12 protein-coding genes and 1 pseudogene are annotated in these 17,214 nt (G+C 41.4%); 7 read left to right on the forward strand and 6 right to left on the reverse strand.

Annotation, left to right across the window (positions count from 1 at the left end; translation table 11 throughout):
- Positions 1–507 precede the first annotated feature (507 nt).
- Both LC653_RS35595 and LC653_RS35600 read left to right on the forward strand, forming a co-directional pair.
- A pseudogene (locus LC653_RS35595) lies at positions 508–1,661 on the forward strand (tetratricopeptide repeat protein); the annotation flags it as partial.
- Positions 1,662–1,792: 131 nt separating this feature from the next.
- The gene (locus LC653_RS35600) at positions 1,793–2,341 is read left to right on the forward strand and encodes a 2'-5' RNA ligase family protein (RefSeq protein WP_229499667.1); all 549 of its coding nucleotides are present in this window, start codon (positions 1,793–1,795) and stop codon (positions 2,339–2,341) included.
- A gap of 32 nt (positions 2,342–2,373) precedes the next feature.
- On the opposite strand, the gene LC653_RS35605 is transcribed toward LC653_RS35600, so the two are convergent.
- Positions 2,374–2,910: a Uma2 family endonuclease gene (locus LC653_RS35605; RefSeq protein WP_229499668.1), complete on the reverse strand. Its 537-nt coding sequence runs from the start codon at positions 2,908–2,910 to the stop codon at positions 2,374–2,376.
- Positions 2,911–3,302: 392 nt separating this feature from the next.
- Between LC653_RS35605 and LC653_RS35610 the strand changes: the two genes are divergently transcribed.
- The 3 genes from LC653_RS35610 (at position 3,303) to LC653_RS35620 (ending at position 10,014) form a co-directional block, all read left to right on the forward strand.
- Complete coding sequence (locus LC653_RS35610; RefSeq protein WP_229499669.1) at positions 3,303–4,133, forward strand: peptidoglycan-binding domain-containing protein; 831 nt, start codon at positions 3,303–3,305, stop codon at positions 4,131–4,133.
- A 577-nt stretch (positions 4,134–4,710) separates the two neighbouring features.
- On the forward strand, positions 4,711–5,898 hold the full coding sequence (locus tag LC653_RS35615) for a TRC40/GET3/ArsA family transport-energizing ATPase (RefSeq protein ID WP_229499670.1): 1,188 nt from the start codon (positions 4,711–4,713) through the stop codon (positions 5,896–5,898).
- Positions 5,899–6,150: 252 nt separating this feature from the next.
- Positions 6,151–10,014 (forward strand): GAF domain-containing protein, encoded by a 3,864-nt coding sequence (locus tag LC653_RS35620; RefSeq protein WP_229499671.1) that lies wholly within the window; start codon positions 6,151–6,153, stop codon positions 10,012–10,014.
- A gap of 189 nt (positions 10,015–10,203) precedes the next feature.
- On the opposite strand, the gene LC653_RS35625 is transcribed toward LC653_RS35620, so the two are convergent.
- The gene (locus LC653_RS35625; protein ID WP_229499672.1) at positions 10,204–10,419 is read right to left on the reverse strand and encodes a Blp family class II bacteriocin; all 216 of its coding nucleotides are present in this window, start codon (positions 10,417–10,419) and stop codon (positions 10,204–10,206) included.
- A gap of 936 nt (positions 10,420–11,355) precedes the next feature.
- Positions 11,356–12,519 (reverse strand): DNA polymerase III subunit beta, encoded by a 1,164-nt coding sequence (gene dnaN, locus LC653_RS35630; protein WP_229499673.1) that lies wholly within the window; start codon positions 12,517–12,519, stop codon positions 11,356–11,358.
- 764 nt (positions 12,520–13,283) lie between these two features.
- On the opposite strand from dnaN, the gene LC653_RS35635 reads away from it, so the two are divergent.
- Entirely contained in the window at positions 13,284–13,724 is a 441-nt protein-coding gene (locus LC653_RS35635) for a hypothetical protein (protein WP_229499674.1), read from the forward strand.
- Between the two features lie 64 nt (positions 13,725–13,788).
- Here LC653_RS35635 and LC653_RS35640 read toward each other — a convergent pair whose 3' ends face one another.
- Both LC653_RS35640 and LC653_RS35645 read right to left on the reverse strand, forming a co-directional pair.
- Entirely contained in the window at positions 13,789–14,184 is a 396-nt protein-coding gene (locus tag LC653_RS35640) for a type II toxin-antitoxin system VapC family toxin (protein WP_229499675.1), read from the reverse strand.
- 10 nt (positions 14,185–14,194) lie between these two features.
- Positions 14,195–14,488: a hypothetical protein gene (locus LC653_RS35645; RefSeq protein WP_229499676.1), complete on the reverse strand. Its 294-nt coding sequence runs from the start codon at positions 14,486–14,488 to the stop codon at positions 14,195–14,197.
- Between the two features lie 257 nt (positions 14,489–14,745).
- Between LC653_RS35645 and LC653_RS35650 the strand changes: the two genes are divergently transcribed.
- Positions 14,746–16,500 (forward strand): SUMF1/EgtB/PvdO family nonheme iron enzyme, encoded by a 1,755-nt coding sequence (locus LC653_RS35650; protein WP_229499677.1) that lies wholly within the window; start codon positions 14,746–14,748, stop codon positions 16,498–16,500.
- Positions 16,501–16,523: 23 nt separating this feature from the next.
- Here the strand turns inward: LC653_RS35650 and LC653_RS35655 are convergent, their stop codons facing one another.
- Entirely contained in the window at positions 16,524–16,793 is a 270-nt protein-coding gene (locus LC653_RS35655) for a helix-turn-helix domain-containing protein (protein WP_229499678.1), read from the reverse strand.
- Positions 16,794–17,214 lie beyond the last annotated feature (421 nt).

Raw genomic sequence — 17,214 nt, forward strand, 5'->3', positions numbered from 1 at the left:
AAATATAGAAGTGGTAAAAAGCCGAATGTAGAAGGCAAAGCCAAATCCTAAAGCGGAAAAACGTAATAATGCTGAGTTTGTTCGTTGTTTAGTCAACCTTAGTTATTAACTTTCAATTACTTAATTAGTTTAACAATTTGAAACCTGTAAACTCGATAAAACCTGGTCAACCTCGACCAGGTTTTTGGTATTTTATTGTGATAAAATTTTTTGAGTACGGCACGGAGTGCCGGAATTCACGCTTGAGGAGCTAGTTGTGAGACTAGGATAACATTAACAAAAGACAGTTAATGTGCCCAAGAAACCTAAGACCTTTTGGTTAGGGTACTTCACTTATTTTACTTATAAAAATCAGCCTACTTAGTGGGCTGATTTTTTACAATATCAACTCGAATAAGATTGTGAGAGCTACGGCATGAGCAATGGATGCAAATGGTAACATTACGCTGGTAGTCTAAATACCTACAGTTAATCCTGTGCGTTACTGGCTATCACTGATCTCTTGTCATGCTTATGGCTAAAACAACTAGGATTTTTGGAGCGAATTCTGTAAAATTTCAAAGGCAAAAGCAGCCAGAGCGTTGGCAAAAGACTACGCTGGCTCAGTTTTTACGTTTGCCTTTATACTTCCTGATAGCTCTGCTATGCATCCTTGGTTCACCCGTGCTGGCAAAAGTTCCTAGCTCAATTAATTCCTCATCCCAACTATCAATTAACAGTCTTACGTCGCTGGCTGTGGCCGCTAACCCTGACTCACTACTACAACAGGGCAAAGTTTTATACAATGTGGGAAACTTTGCCAAGGCGGTAGAAGTGTTACAACAGGCTGTTCAAGCATATAAGCAGCAAGGGGAGAGCCTCAGACTGGCAGCGACACTGAGTAATCTTTCTTTAGCTTACCAACAACTCGGTGCATGGAATCAGGCACAGTAGGCAATTACAGAAAGCTTAAATTTGCTCGAAGGACAGGATGAAAACCGAAATCTGCAAATATTTGCCCAATCACTGGATATTCAAGGTCGTCTCCAACTGACAATGGGACAGGCCGAGGCGGCTTTAGCAACTTGGCGGCAGACAGAAGAAGTTTACAGGCAAGCAAATAATCAAAGCGGCGTGGTACGATCGCTAATCAATCAAGCACAGGCGTGGCAAACCCAAGGATTTTACCCTCGCGCTGTCAAAACACTCGAAGAGGTTAGTCAGACTTTAAAATCTCAACCATACTCTATAGAAAAGACAGTAAGTTTGCGATCGCTCGGTGATGCCCTTTTGGGAGTGGGCGATTTGGAAAAATCGCGTCAGGCGCTAGAAGAAAGTCTGACGATTGCTGAGCTTTAGCATAGAGCAGCAATGCACCAGAAATTATTTATACCTTAGAGTGGCAATTAGGCAGATTGCTCTGGGCACAAAAAGATATTAATGGTGCGATCGCGGCTTATGATTGTGCTGTGGAAACTCTCCAGTCTCTTCGCAGAGATTTAGTAGCCAATAAAGATGTAGTAAAGCAGGATGTGCAATTCAACTTCCAAGACAGCGTGGAACCCGTCTACCGAGAGTCAGTAGAGTTACTGCTGAAATCCCAAGAAGGAAAATCACCAGATGAAAAAATATTAGAGAAAGCACGAGAGCGCATTGAAGCACTCCAAATAGCAGAATTGAACTTGGTCTGCTTATGTATTGATTGGCAACTGGTTGTAATTTGTTGCAGTTGTAATTATAGTTGTAAGATTTTCTCGGCGTTAGCGATCGCCACTCAGAAGTCAAAATAAAATTAATTAATATAATAAGCTAGATGAGCCGTTTTTTTGTCGCCCTTTTACCACCACAAGACATTCAAGACTACGCCAACCAGATTAAGCAGTACTTTGCTGATCATTATGGTAGTAGCGGGGCGCTAAAGTCTCCGCCTCATATTACCCTGCAACCACCCTTTGAATGGGCAGATGATAACTTGCCACTGTTAGAAGCATCCTTGAAGGAATTTGTTAGTAGACAACAACCAGTAGCAATTACACTCAAGGGGTTTGATGCCTTTGTGCCTCGTGTTATATACATTAATGTAGTCAGAAGTCAAGAACTTTTGACTTTGCAAGCTGATTTAATGACTTATGCAGAAAGCAACTTGGGAATCGTTGACAAGGTTTCTAAAACTCGCCCTTTTGCTCCCCATATAACGGTTGCGTTTCGAGATTTAACAAAGCAAAACTTTAGAGCGGCTTGGCCAGAATTTGAAAAGCGCCAGTTGCATTTTGAGTTTACTGCCGACAAATTAACATTACTGCTTCACGATGGTAAGCGGTGGAATATTAAATCGGAGTTTGGTTTTCTGAGCAATGAGTAACGTCTAAAGTGTATGGTTACATTACTTTTACTTTAGCTTTGCCTGCGAGTCATAGCCATAACCGCGTTAACCATAAGCTTTGGCAAATCCCCCAAAGTTGGTAAAATGTCTTCTGCGGAACAAACCAGTGGCAGATCATCTCCAAGCCATACCCAAATTTGTTGACGAGTTATATCTATTAGCCAAGCTAATTGCGTTCCGTTGCTGAGACAGTGGAGAATTTTGTTTTGCAACTCTAGGGTGCTTTGATCAGGAGAGCGAATTTCAATTAACCAGTCAGGCGCTCCCTCTAGAGGGCCATCTTTATCGTCAAGGCGATCGCAAGCTATAACGGAAATATCTGGTACTGGGGAGTAGGGAGGTACAATACAACGCAGTTCTTGCACGGCTTCAAACCGCTCAGTATGACGATTTATGTAATTCACTAAATTGCGTTGTAGCCGCGAGTGAAAAAGGGTTGGCATTGGTTTTTCCAGCGCTTGCCCGTTAATTAACTCCCATGCGGGGGAAGCCTCAATGTTGGGTTGAGAGAGAAACTCGGCTAAAGGGATCTTTGCAACTGACTTCATGATGAGTCTTCCTCAAATTTTACCACTTATGAGAGCATAGATTCTTGCCGTATTTTAATATTAAACTACTTCCAACTCAGTAATATATAGTAACTGCGAACCATACAATCAATAAAGAGCGATCGCACTACTATCCAATTTAATACTCAGCGATATATGCAAACCACTAATTCTACAAGTGCGATCGCGCTACTTAAACTATCAAAATGACGAGCTTACGGCATTATTGCTGCGTAATTTTGTCTGGAGCATTGTTGTTATAATGGCATGTAATATATGCGATCGCTATTTAGAAACAACCCGAAGCGATCGCCCACCAACGCTAAACGTCTCAAAGAGTTTCACCTTGGGTCACACATAGTTTAAAGTTTGGAACGCCTTACAAACAAAACATGTTAGATTTATTTATTTCTACTTACATAATTTTTGTACAACAAGATACATTAAATGGTAGTTTAGTAGCAAAGGAACCAAAAAGTATGGCTGTTAGTAGCCCTGAAGTCATCCGTCATGTATTGATTGGACTGGGATATTTAGCTCCTGAGATAGATCCAAAGCCGGATCTAACTAAATTTGCTCCCTGGAAGCGGAATAACAACTCCTTGACAGATGATCCTACCGAAGAAGCGATTAAAAAGTTTCAGAAACAGTACTCACAAAAACTTGTGGTAAATGGTAACGCTGATGTCGAGACTCGAAGTGTAATGGAAGATACAGTCATCGGACTTCAGAATAGATTGAAGTTTCACGGTTTTGCAACCAATGCCGAAATTCCAAAAGGCTTGCCTTTTTATGGGCCAGCCACTTATACAGCAGTCAAGAAATTTCAGAAATCTCAGGGTTTAACTGAAAATGGCATTGCCACTATTGAACAGCGTCAAATTCTACAGCAACCTACTCTCACAAATAAGCCTCAGTCGCAGCCACAGTCACAACTCAAGCTGATAGATTTATTATCTCAATTCAAAAAGAATCCTCAAAATCCTTCTTACATCGCAGCCCTAAATAACTTACAACAAAATCTACCCAAGGACGTTTTGCACAAAGTTACTAACAAATGGAGGGGGACAAACGATCAAAACCCTGAGATTGTCAAGCTGACTAATCTATTCACTTATTATGATGACAACAATCAAAACCATCGTGATGCACTAACTCACTTACAAAGTCAGATCACCCCAGCCATCTATAAAGAATTTATTAGTCTCTGGAATAAGAAGTAAAATATCTACCACTGACTTGCGTTGCATTAGTGGTGGCTTCTGGATCTTAAAATGAGTTCGACAAACCTCTCCCTGTCTTGAACTTTAGTTGAAGTCTGTCCTTCTTTGACGGGCGAGAGGGACGCTTCAAATCTTTATCTGTCATATCTTAGAGCTTTTCTTAGTGCCATTCATTTATGTCCAGGTACTTACTACTGACAACCAGCACGCCCGTCACCAGGAACGTTATAAAGTCCGTATAAAAAGTTTTAGATCCCTCTAAATCCCCCGATAAATTGGGGGACTTTGACTCCGGCTCTCGCCTTTTTAAGGGGAGCCAGCGCGGTCTTGGGGTCTCCTCAAGTGGAGCGACTGGCGTGGGTTAGGGGGGGATCTAAAAGTGCCTAAAGTCACAGCGAAACACTTTTCAAACAACCTCTGAGCTAAAATTTCCTCATTATTAAGGGGAGAGAAGCTGCCAACGGCAGCCTCTCTCCCCAAGTTGTAGTACTAGAAGCAGTGAAACAGCATTTATTTTCTTAAACAGTCGATAATGTAAATAAATGTAATAAAATCCTCAGGCAGGACAGAAGCATCTATGCGTGTAATTTTGATGACTGGTAAAGGCGGCGTGGGCAAAACTTCCGTTGCTGCTGCAACTGGACTCCGTTGTGCGGAACTAGGCTATCAGACATTGGTTTTAAGTACAGATCCCGCTCATTCGCTGGCAGACAGTTTTGACATAGAACTGGGACATGCACCCCAAAAAATTCGCCCAAATTTGTGGGGTGCAGAATTGGATGCTCTGCAAGAACTTGAGGGAAACTGGGGTGCGGTAAAACGTTATATTACCCAAGTTTTACAGGCAAGGGGTTTAGACGGCATACAGGCAGAAGAATTGGCAATTTTACCAGGCATGGATGAGATTTTTGGCTTGGTAAGAATGAAACGCCATTACGATGAAGGTGAGTTTGATGTTTTAATTATTGACTCAGCCCCCACGGGCACTGCACTGCGCTTGCTGAGTTTACCTGAAGTCGGTGGCTGGTATATGCGCCGTTTTTACAAACCATTCCAAAACATCTCCGTAGCACTTCGCCCTCTGGTTGAACCTTTTTTTAGACCAATTGCTGGTTTTTCGTTACCAGATAAAGAGGTGATGGATGCACCTTATGAGTTTTATGAACAAATTGAAGCTCTGGAAAAAGTATTAACAGACAATACTCAAACCTCAGTGCGTCTGGTAACTAATCCCGAAAAGATGGTGATTAAAGAGTCTCTGCGTGCCCATGCTTATCTGAGTTTGTATAATGTGGCAACAGATTTAATTGTGGCTAATCGAATTATTCCTAGTGTTGTCCAAGACCCATTTTTCCAACGTTGGAAGGAAAGTCAGGAGCAATATCGCCAGGAAATTCATGATAATTTCCACCCTTTACCTGTGAAAGAAGTTCCACTATTTTCTGAGGAAATGTGCGGATTGGCGGCTTTAGAACGCCTGAAAGAAACCCTCTATAAAGATGAAGATCCGACTCAGGTGTATTACAAAGAAACGACTATGAGAGTCGTACAAGAGCAAAACCAATACAGCTTAGAAATTTATTTACCTGGGATTCCGAAAAACCAAGTTCAACTGAGTAAAAATGGAGACGAATTAAACATTACTATTGGCAACCACCGTCGTAACTTGGTTTTACCGCAAGCTCTAGCAGCGCTACAACCAGGAGGAGCAAAGATGGAAGACGACTATCTTAAAATTCGTTTTGCTGACAATATAAAAGTTTAATTTTGCTACGGCAATGTTCGACAAAAAGTCAAAATTAAAAGGCAAGAATCTTTTCTTGTAGCTAGTACAGACGCAATTTTTTAGCGTCTGTTTTTGTGATAATTGGGTGAATTTTTATAAAGAGTAAATAAATATTTCTATTAATGATTTGCCCGTAGTTTTACTGAAGACAAATTGATTAAATAAATTTCAAAATGGCTTTAGATTTAATTATGTCACTTTGCAAATTATTAATTGATTTTGCTATAAGCAATGACCTCCAACTCCGAACAAGATTTGCCCTTATGTCGTCATGAAGAAAGTTTACTACGCCGCATTACAAACCGTATCCGGCGAAGCTTAGAGTTTGAAGAAATTATCACAGTGACAACTGCAGAAGTGCGATCGCTCCTAAAAACTGACCGAGTGATGATTTACAAATTTCATGCCAATGGCAGTGGTCAAGTGATTGCTGAGTCAATTTACAACAATCGTTTACCGTCACTACTGGGGCTGAATTTCCCTGCTGACGATATTCCACCCACCGCCCGTGAACTATTTATCAAATCACGGGTGCGTTCTGTTGTCAATGTTGATACTCAAGAGATTGGTCAAAGTCACCTCCTTGACTTGGAAAATGGAGAAACTATATCAGAGGAGATCCGTTACCGTCCTGTAGACTCCTGCCATATTGAATATTTAACGGCAATGGGGGTAAAGTCCTCTCTAGTAGCGCCTATTCTCTATCAAGATCAACTTTGGGGGCTATTGGTGTCTCATAATTCCCAAGCGCGTTTGATTTCAGAATATGAACTAGAAGCAGTGCAGATGGTAGTCGAGCAGCTGTCAGTGGCGATCGCTCAAAGTACCCTTCTCACTCAAGTCCGTGAACAAGCTGAACGGGAAGCTATCATTAATCGCATTTCTACACTACTGCACTCATTACCAACAATTGTATTACAGCCAGCCTTAGAAGCGGCTGTTGCTGCATTTGATGGTGTTGGTGGCAGGCTTTGCATTAGAAATGCAGCTTTTAATTTCCACAATGGCAACCTGACCAGCTTAACAGAATGCTTAATACCAGGAAACACTTGTGCCAAGCTTTATATCTGTGGACAGCAACCTCTGATGCCAGAACAAACTATCTATCCACTGATAGAGCAATATAGCGTTTGGCAAGAACACTACAAGTCTGGTAACTATGATGTTTGGCCGATTTTAGACATATATCAAACTCCTAGCTTACGAAGTTTGCAACCTGCTTTTCAACCAACAAAAATTCGTAGTATGTTGATGATCCCACTCCAGTATCGTCAGCAATTGCTGGGTTATTTAAGCATTTTCCGAAACGAAATAGACACAGAAACCCTATGGGCAGGGCAATATGACAGCGATCAAAGGCAATTGTACCCCCGTCTATCATTTGAAGTTTGGCGCGAATCTAAAAAGGCACAAGCTCGCAAATGGACGCTTGAAGAAATTGAACTGGCTAGAGACATTGGTAAACACTTTGCTTCAGCAATTCAGCAGTATGAACTTTACCAACAGGTTCAAAATTTTAATGAAAATTTAGAAAAACAAGTCAAAAGGCGCACACTTGAACTGCAACGGACAGCTGAACAACAACAGGCTGTATTTAAAGTTATTGCTGAAATTCGTGAGTCTCTTGACACTGATACCATTTTTCAAACAACCACTAAAGAGGTTTGTCAATTAATTAAAGCCGATCGCGTTTCTGTTTATCGTTTTGATTCTAATTGGGGTGGTCAATTTGTCGGAGATTTTGAGGCTGCTAGTCCATACTGGTCGAATGAGTCCGAACTAGGTGTTAATACAATTTGGAATGACACCTACTTACAAGAGACAGAGGGAGGACGCTACCGCAACAATGAAACATTTGCAGTCGATGATATCTATAAGATGGGGTTTGCTCAGTGTCATATCGACAATCTAGAGCAGTTTCAAATTCACGCTTTTGTGCTTGCTCCGATCTTTGTTGGGCAAAAACTTTGGGGTTTGCTAGCAACTTATCAACACACTGGGCCCCGTCAATGGAAAAAATACGAAATTAACTTTCTCAGTCAGATTGCTGGTCAAATGGGAGTAGCACTTCAGCAAGCAGAATTACTTACGCAAACAAAACAGCAGACGTTAAGTTTGCAACAAGCAGCAGAACAACAACGCGTATTGTTTGAAGTTGTTGCCAAAATTCGGGAATCTCTTGATCTAAAGACAGTTTTTGCGGCAACTGTGTGTGAAGTCCGTCGCTCTTTGAATGCTGACAGAGTGGTAGTATACCGCTTTGACCCGAATTCCGAACTCGATGAAGGTGAAATTGTTTCAGAGGATCTTTTGCCAGAGTTTACTTCTGGTTTAACATTAAAAATTCAAGACAATTGCTTTAAGAAGAAGTATGCTGCCCTTTATTATCAGGGACGTGTCCACGCGATCGCTGATATCCACAACTCTGGACTGAATGTTTGTTATGTCCAAATGCTACAGCAACTCCAGATTCAAGCCAATTTAGTTTTGCCACTGGCTAAAAGTAATGAACTGTGGGGTTTATTGTGCATTCACCAGTGCGACCAACCGCGTGAATGGCAATCCTCAGAAATCCAGTTCGCTACCCAAGTTGCTGCACAGCTTTCTGTAGCACTTGAACAAACTGATTTACTTGAACAAACTAAGCATCAGGCTGTTGATTTGCAACAAGCGGCAGAACAACAGCGCGTATTGTTTGAAGTTGTCGCCAAAATTCGGGAATCTCTTGACTTAGATATGATTTTTCAGACTACTACTCAAGAAATTTGCAAATCACTGCAAGCAGATCGTGTAGCTGTCTATCGCTTTCATCCAGATTGGAGTGGTGAATATATCGCCGAGTTTGTGGGCGATCGCTGGGTAAAGCTAGTAAATGATAATATCAATACAGTTTGGCAAGATAGCTATTTGCAGGAAACCCAAGGTGGGCGATATCGTCACAATGAAACCTTTGCAATTGATGACATCTATCAAGCCGGCCACTCTGAGTGCCACGTTGCGGTTTTGGAGCAATTAGAGGCAAGGGCTTATGCGATCGCACCTATATTTATCGGACAACAGCTATGGGGCTTACTAGCAGCTTACCAGAACTCTGCACCCCGCCATTGGGAAACTTCGGAAATTAAGTTCATCACTCAAATTGCCAATCAGCTTGGGGTTGCACTTCAACAAGCGCAATTGCATAATCAAACCAAAGAGCAGACCGAAAAGCTGACTCAAGCTTTGCATGATTTAAAGCAAACTCAAACCCAACTGATCCAAACTGAGAAAATGTCCTCACTGGGTCAACTGGTAGCTGGTATTGCTCACGAAATTAATAACCCGGTGAACTTCATTTATGGCAACATCAATCATGTCAACGATTACGCCGAAGATTTACTCAGTATACTAAACCTCTATTTGCAAAATACCCCTAATCCCAGTCCTGAGATTTGCGATCGCGCCTTGGAGATAGACTTAGAATTTATGATTGAGGATTTGCCCAAAACTCTATCTTCCATGAAAATTGGAATTGATCGCATCCGGCAAATTGTCTTAGGTTTACGGAATTTCTCTCGCCTTGACCAGGCAGAAATGAAGCCAGTTAATATTCACGAGGGCATTGATAGCACCTTGCTAATTTTGCAGCATCGCTTGAAAGCAAAACCAGAAAGTCCGGCGATTAAATTAGTCAAAGAGTACAGCGACCTGCCTTTCGTAGAGTGCTATGCTGGCCCACTGAATCAGGTATTTATGAATGTTTTAAGCAATGCGATTGATGCTCTAGAAGATTATAGGGAATCTCAATCAAAATCTGCTACCAGTCAAATTACCATTCGTACCACTCTTGGAAAGCTTGAAGGCAATGTTAAGAGCGTAGTAATTCGCATTGCAGACAATGGCCCAGGAATACCGGAGCCTCTAAAAGCAAGAATCTGCGACCCATTTTTCACTACTAAACCAGTGGGGAAAGGCACTGGCTTGGGGTTGTCAATAAGTTATCAAATTGTCGTAGATAAACACGGTGGTGCGTTTAAATGTGATTCTCAGCCGGGGTTAGCTACAGAATTTTGGATTGAAATTCCGATTAAACAAATCACGAAATCGCAGCATTAACTCCCGTTGGTTGGTTTGAGGCACAAAATCCATTAGTGAAAAAAACATCCCATCTTAGGGGCGCACAGCTAGCTGTGCGCCCCTACAAATGTACACATAATTTGGGATAATTTATTTTTTGGAAATCCCTAACAACAGAAAATCACTACTTTCATAGCACTACCTAGATAAAATTATGTGATTTAAATTTTATGAAAAAAGACCAAGTAAGCCGCCAATGACTGCACCTATTGCGCCACCTATTGCGCCACCTATTGCGGCACCTCCTGCAGCACCTGCTATGGCACCTGCCAATATATCATCGGTGTTAGCTCTACCTCCTACAATAGCCTCAAGTTCCAAATCAGATAATTCATCAAACTCAGTTTGAACTTGTGCTAATTCAGCAATTTGAATCTTAGCCATCTTGGTTTATCCTTGGTTCAAAAAATCAAAAAGATTAGAAAACAACGGAATAAGAAGTTGTACTTCTTCATTTCATCATCGATGATAATCTGTGATTTACTCTATTAATTCAAGGAGTTTTTTCCGCATAAAAGTGACATAAATACTACATTTTAGTACCCAACAACTGTAGGGTAGAAATAGAGTATCTTACAGCGAATTGCAATCAAACGTGCCACAGATAAAAGTACTAAAACCAATGCTGGGCTTTGTTTTAGGATTCATTTTTGTGGCGGGTTTGATCGAAAACTGCTGTAAAAAGAGATAAAACTAAAACAATTATGTCACCATAAATTTTAAATTTGAGCAAAAAAGGGGTACAGCCGGGATACGGATACCGTTGGCGAATTCTCAAAATAGCTAAACTGAACCGATTAGTTCAGCCATGAAACGATTGAGAGTTTTCTGAGCAGTCAAGTGAGTAGAGGCATTAAATCACTCCATCTTTGTGATTGTTCAGGAGTGGAAAAATTAGACTGTTTGGTTTAACGAACCATTAATATTTAAATTGTTCAGTAAAAAATAAATTTTATTCCCACCAATATTTTGCCTCTAAAGTGATGATTTAGCCATAAGTTATGCTCAAAGCCCTATTCTTGCGTATACCTAGTCTAGCGATCGCACATTCCCCTATAATCGCTGAAATACTTTTAGCGTATACATTTCCCATTTACGGAGAAGTCTATTATGGTCAGACGACTGGCATAATTTTTGACTGGTTTCGACTTTTAAAACATCCTCTTAGATTTTTTCACGCAATCAAATCGGATTCCTATAATTTATAAGTGTTAAAAAGGCTTGATCAATTCCCTCCTTTTTCAGGAGGGTTAGGGAGGATCAAATCTTAACCCAAGCGTATTGGGTAATAAAGCATTTGTTGGATTTATACCATTCTTTTTAACTTCTAAGTTGTACAGGCATAGCTAAATAGGTCATTTTCAAACCACCTAATGGCGTAAAAATCACTGGAGTTAGACTTTGATTCAGATGCATTTGAATTTCTGAAGATGGTAACTCTTTCAAGCCTTCCATCAAATATTTAATATTAAAGGCAATTTCTATGTTATCCCCAGAAATTTGTGCAGGCATTGATTCTCTACCACTACCCACATCTTGAGCTTCACAAGATAAAGTAATTTCTTGGGCTTCGCTATCAATACTGAGCTTAACTATATTATTTTTCTGATCGGCTAGTACAGCAATCCGTTCCAAAGTGCTGACGAATTGTCGCCGTTCAATTGTTACTTGTCGCTCAAATTGGCGCGGAATTAGTTGTCGATATGCAGGATATTGCCCTTCTAATGTGCGACTAGTCAAGCGCTGATTTTGCCATGCAAACACAACTTGACCTTGATCGAAATATAAAGCTACAGGTTCATCTGATGAGGCGCTATGAGCTAGCATCCGTTGGAGTTCGCGTAATGCTCTAGCTGGTACTGTCACTTCTAATTGACTAGTTCCACCTAAAGGACGCTCGTTGCTAGTTTCTACCACTGCTAGGCGATGTCCGTCGGTAGCTGCAAATTCTAGAGTATCTTGTTTAACTGTTAAATGTACTCCGGTAAGTACTTGCTTAGTTTCATCAGCACTGGTGGCAAATAATGAACCGCGTAATCCCTCAATTAATGCGGTGGTGGTGAGATGGATTACTTCTGTATTTTCAATTACAGGTAGTTCAGGGAATTCTTCAGGCCCCATTGCGCGGACTTGGTAATGTCCACTTTTGGGTGTGAGTGTGACTATTAAACCTTCTCCACCAGGTGTAACACCTGTGAGGGCTGATTCATCATCTAAAGTGATTTCGCCTTCTGGAAGACGAGAGGTGATATCTACAAGTAACTTAGCAGGAAGTGCGATCGCACCACTTTGCCATACCTCTGCGTTAAAGCTGGTACGAATTCCCAAGCTGAGATCAAAGGCTGTTAAGCTTACTTGGTTAGTTTGGGCATCCGCTTGCAACAGCACATTGGCAAGTACTGGATGAGTTGGTCGTGAGGGTACTGCACGACTAACGAGTGAGAGGTTTGTACTGAGATCGCTTTGGGAGCAAACTAATTTCATAAGTCAGATTCAGCTGGTGAAAGATATCCTAGCACCCTTATTGTTAGTATGCGATCGCTGTTTTTTAGTTAGGGCATAGGCATAGACATCGCCGGGCGTTGTTGCTTAAGGGTAGAAAACTCGGTTAAACGGTTGGTTACGATGTGAATCTGCTGAGTCCCTAACACCCCTCCCCGATGCCTTGGGGAGGGGAGACAAAGCGACGATTCTCGGGGTGGGGTTCAAATTGTTTGATTTATGCTAGAGGTTTTATCTTAGACAACAGGCAAAAGCGATCGCTCCTACGCTTCAGGCTGTCAAAATTTAAACGTTAGCAACAAATGCTCTTCCATATATAAGAAAGGCTTAAGTATTTCTTGCAAATGTATAATTAGTTGTAGCAATTGCTTAATACTTTGCAACAAATGCTCTTCCATGTATAAGAAACGCTTAAGTATTTCTTGCAAATGTATAATCAGTTGCAGCAATTGCTCTTCCATGTATAAGAAACGCTTAAGTATTTCTTGCAAATGTATAATCAGTTGCAGCAATTGTTTAATACTTTGCAACAAATGCTATTCCATGTATGAGAAACGTTTAAATGATTACAGCAATTGTTGTAATGAACTTATAAAAGGATTTGCTATTTGAAGCTCAAAACAGTCTAAGTGAAATTAACTAAAGTTTTGGAAATGCGATCGCAACTTATTTGCTATATTTTCCCATGACAATCAAAGGCAGTTTTGTATAAAACAGTACTATCAACCTAGTAGCAGAGATGGATTATGGCACGTCGCAAAAGAAATTCCACCATTTTAGAACGAGCTGATCGCCGGATTGAAAGTTTACAATCTATCAGCGTAGAACTTGACTTTGGCCAAGGACTGACTATACAAGCTTATAATATGACAATTAACGATCTCCGGTCTAACCTTGCTGCCTACAACACTGCGTTATCTACCATTGACAAACTCACAGATGATGTGAAGAACGCAGAACAGACTCTAATAGCAATGTCAGAAAAAATGTTACTAGGAGTTGCCAGTCGTTATGGTAAAATCAGCCAGGAATACGAGATGGCGGGTGGTGCTAGACGAGGTAATACCAAAAAGAAGCGAATTGTAGTAGACAATTCCAAAGTCACCAATCCTTTAGCAGCCGATTCTGTTCAGCCTTCTTCTGTAAATGGATCTATGAATGGGGTGTCGGGTGCGATCGTCAGCTAGCTAAAATACAATAGAAAACCAATGCCTACCCAACGGGAGATTTACAACATCGTCACTCTCCCCTTCAAGGAGTAATAAGCCGTAAATTGGAAATTCCTAGAAAATCTTTGATGTTGTGAGTGACTAAGGGTAAGTCATGGCGTAGAGCCGTTGCTGCAATCCAAGCGTCTTGAGGTAAAATCGATCGTCTTGCGCTTTGTCGCTCTACACGCACCTGCGCCCATTGCCGACAAAGGGTTTGATCGACCGGAATGATGAGGTAATTTGACAGGTATTGCTCTAGCTGTGTGAGGCGACGATCGCTCCACTGACGCAAAATTGCCCTCTGAAGAAGTTCGGCTACGGTCATAAACGACAGTGCCAATTCCTGACTACTCAAAAGTGGTAAGTAAGGGTCAGCATAGTCACTACCTTTGAAGATGAAGGAGGCAATGTCAGTATCGATAAGCAGAAGACTCATAGGAGTTTGATTAGATTACCTCTTGGCGCTGCTGTCGCAGGAAGGTGAGGAAGTCCTCAATGGAGTCTTCTTCGGGCCAAAAGTTAGCGGCGAGATCCTTGAGGTTATGAACGGTCGTAGGGGTTTGGGTGGCGAGTAGCTGCTTGAGCGTGGAGCCATGCCAGAACTCCGTACTGAGGGTTTTGAGATCGGTTTGGGAATTTGAGGCGGAATCGATTTGGGTGAGGATTTGTAGTAGTTGTAGGCGCTCTGTAGATGAGAGCAGTTGGATGGCGGCGATCGCAGCTTCGAGTTGTGGGGTCATGGCGAACCTTTTACTAGTCTAGTTATATGCTATGGGACTCCTATTTGATTTTAAAAAAAACTCGGTACACCTTAATCTTCTAAAATCCTCTTACCTCTTGCCTACCAAGCCAAGTAATTATGGCTACCCCACATTGCGTGAACAGAAATCAAAGCGGGTTTTGTTTGTGTAGCCGCGAATTCTATTCGCCCAGTGCAGTAGGCAAACACACTATAATTTGTGAAAAGCCTAATTTATCCCACTCCTAAAGACACAAAATGACAGAGGTATCGTTAGTGTCGCTCAAGGTATTCTGTTCATACTCTCACAACGACGAATCTCTAAAGGATGAACTAGCTAAACACTTGACTATGTTGGAACGGCAAGGTGTAATTTCAACCTGGCACGATCGCAAGATACCACCTGGAAGAGAATGGGATCAGCAGATTAATGAAAATTTGAACACAGCCGATATCATTTTATTGCTCGTCAGTTCAGACTTTATATATTCTAAATACTGCTGGGATGTTGAAGTTACCAAAGCAATAGAACGCCACGAAGCTGGAGAGGCTTGCGTCATTCCAATTATTCTGCGAAACGTTTCTTGGCAATCGGCACCATTTGCTAAACTACAAGCTCTGCCCAAAAATGCCCAACCTGTTACGTCTTGGAATAATCGAGACGATGCATTCACGAATGTAGCTCAGGGAATTAAGTTTGCTGCTGAACAACTAATGAAGGAGCGTCAACAAAAACGGGCAACTAGAGAAGCCGCCATAGCTGAGTATCGTCAGCAGGTTGAAGAATTTGCGTCTAATGGCGAGATTTCTGTTGTGGAATCGGAAATATTGAAAGACTTACAGGAAAAGTTAAGATTAACAGATCAAGAAGCCAGTACAGTCCGAGAGAAAGCATTAGAGCCTTACGGCATATATAAGGAAAATATAGACAAATACAGGCTATTTTTGACTAATTTTGTAGATGAACAAGGATATCCATTGGATGAAAAAGCTGAAAATGAATTAAAGAAATTACAAAAATACTATGTGCTTAAGGATGAAGATGTAGTTCGCTTACAGAAAGAACAAGAGGAAGAGTATCAAAAACGGCAAGCAGATTTACAAAAACAACGAGAAAGAGAATCATCTAAAACACAATCTCCTCCACGTATTCAAACTCAGCCGTTTGAGTTCGACACCGCCACCATAAATTACGTAAAATCAGGATTGTTTGGCTTGGGAAAAACCTGTGAAATTAATTACAGTCGCAAACGATCTGAGTTTTTCTCAGAAAATTTGGATAATGACGTAGTTCTGGAAATGGTTGCAATTCCTGGTGGTCAATTCTTGATGGGTTCCCCAGAGAATGAGCCAGGACGATACAGTGATGAAAGTCCCCAGCACACTGTCACCGTTCAACCCTTTTTCATGGGTAAATTTCCAGTTACACAAAGCCAATGGGCTATTGTTGCCGAGTTGGAAAAGGTAAATATTGATTTAAATCCCGAACCATCCGAATTCAAAAGCGCTAATCGACCTGTTGAATGTGTATCTTGGAATGATGCAATTGAGTTTTGTGCCAGATTATCTAACAAAACTGGGAAAACCTATCGCTTGCCTAGTGAGGCAGAGTGGGAATATGCCTGTCGTGCAGAAACGACTACCCCATTTTATTTTGGTGAGACAATTACAACTGAGTTGGCTAATTATGACGGAAACTACACCTATAATTCGGGACCAGAAGGGGAATATTGTCAGCAAACAACAGATGTCAGAAAATTTTCACCAAATCCCTTTGGTTTATTTGATATGCATGGTAATATATGGGAATGGTGTCAGGATGCTTGGCACGAAAATTATAACGGAGCGCCAGCAGACGGCAGCCTTTGGATGAGTGAAAATGATGATAGTCGGCTGCTGCGTGGTGGTTCGTGGCACAACAATCCGAGGAACTGCCGTTCTGCTAATCGCTACGGGCGCACGCGTGACGTTAAGGACATCGTTGTGGGTTTTCGGGTTGTGGTTATTCTTTGAGGCATTTTTCCAAAAACACTATATCAACAGAGCGTCCATTTTGGCTTTCTTCCTCGACCTGGTAGTTCCCAAAGCCCTTCCAGTCCAAGTTTATCCCATTTATGCAAAACCTCTCTTACCGTTTGAACAGCTAAATTAAAGTGAGCAGCTATTTTCTCCAAATACCAGCCATGTGCGTTCAACCTAATTATTTCTGCTCGGTCTTTAACCTTCTGTGACACCTCTGCTGTTCTCAGATTTAATAGGGTTTGGTTTTCCTCACGAGTCAAAAATACTCTTAGACGAGCGCCCATACTTTAAGTTACCTGGGTAGATGGATTCTCCGTATTTATTTATCTTTACATAGTTTGGTTTTTTTGTGCCTACCTACTTAACCGAATGGCACGCTTGAAAACGTGAAACCCTTGTCAGGACTGGGGGTAGGGGGGTAAGGGTGTGGGGTGTAGGGGAAAAACGTTGTATGTTTTGTATTCTTCAAAAGCTTCAAAGTCTTTCCCTTACACCCCTACCCCCTCACCGACTTTCACCCAAAAGCCTTATAACTTATGGATTTGGCGAAAACAAGCGTGCCATTCCTACTTAACCCTCTTCTGAGAAACTCTTTACTCCACACTTAGAGCCTGGAAACACTAAAAATGGTAAAGATTTATGCGATGTGGAAATTTACATACATCAAATTTGCCTAGAGTTCAACTGAAGTCTAGGGTCAAATAA

Source organism: Nostoc mirabile CHAB5784, from assembly GCF_020829645.1.
In the GTDB taxonomy this organism is placed as follows: domain Bacteria; phylum Cyanobacteriota; class Cyanobacteriia; order Cyanobacteriales; family Nostocaceae; genus Nostoc; species Nostoc mirabile.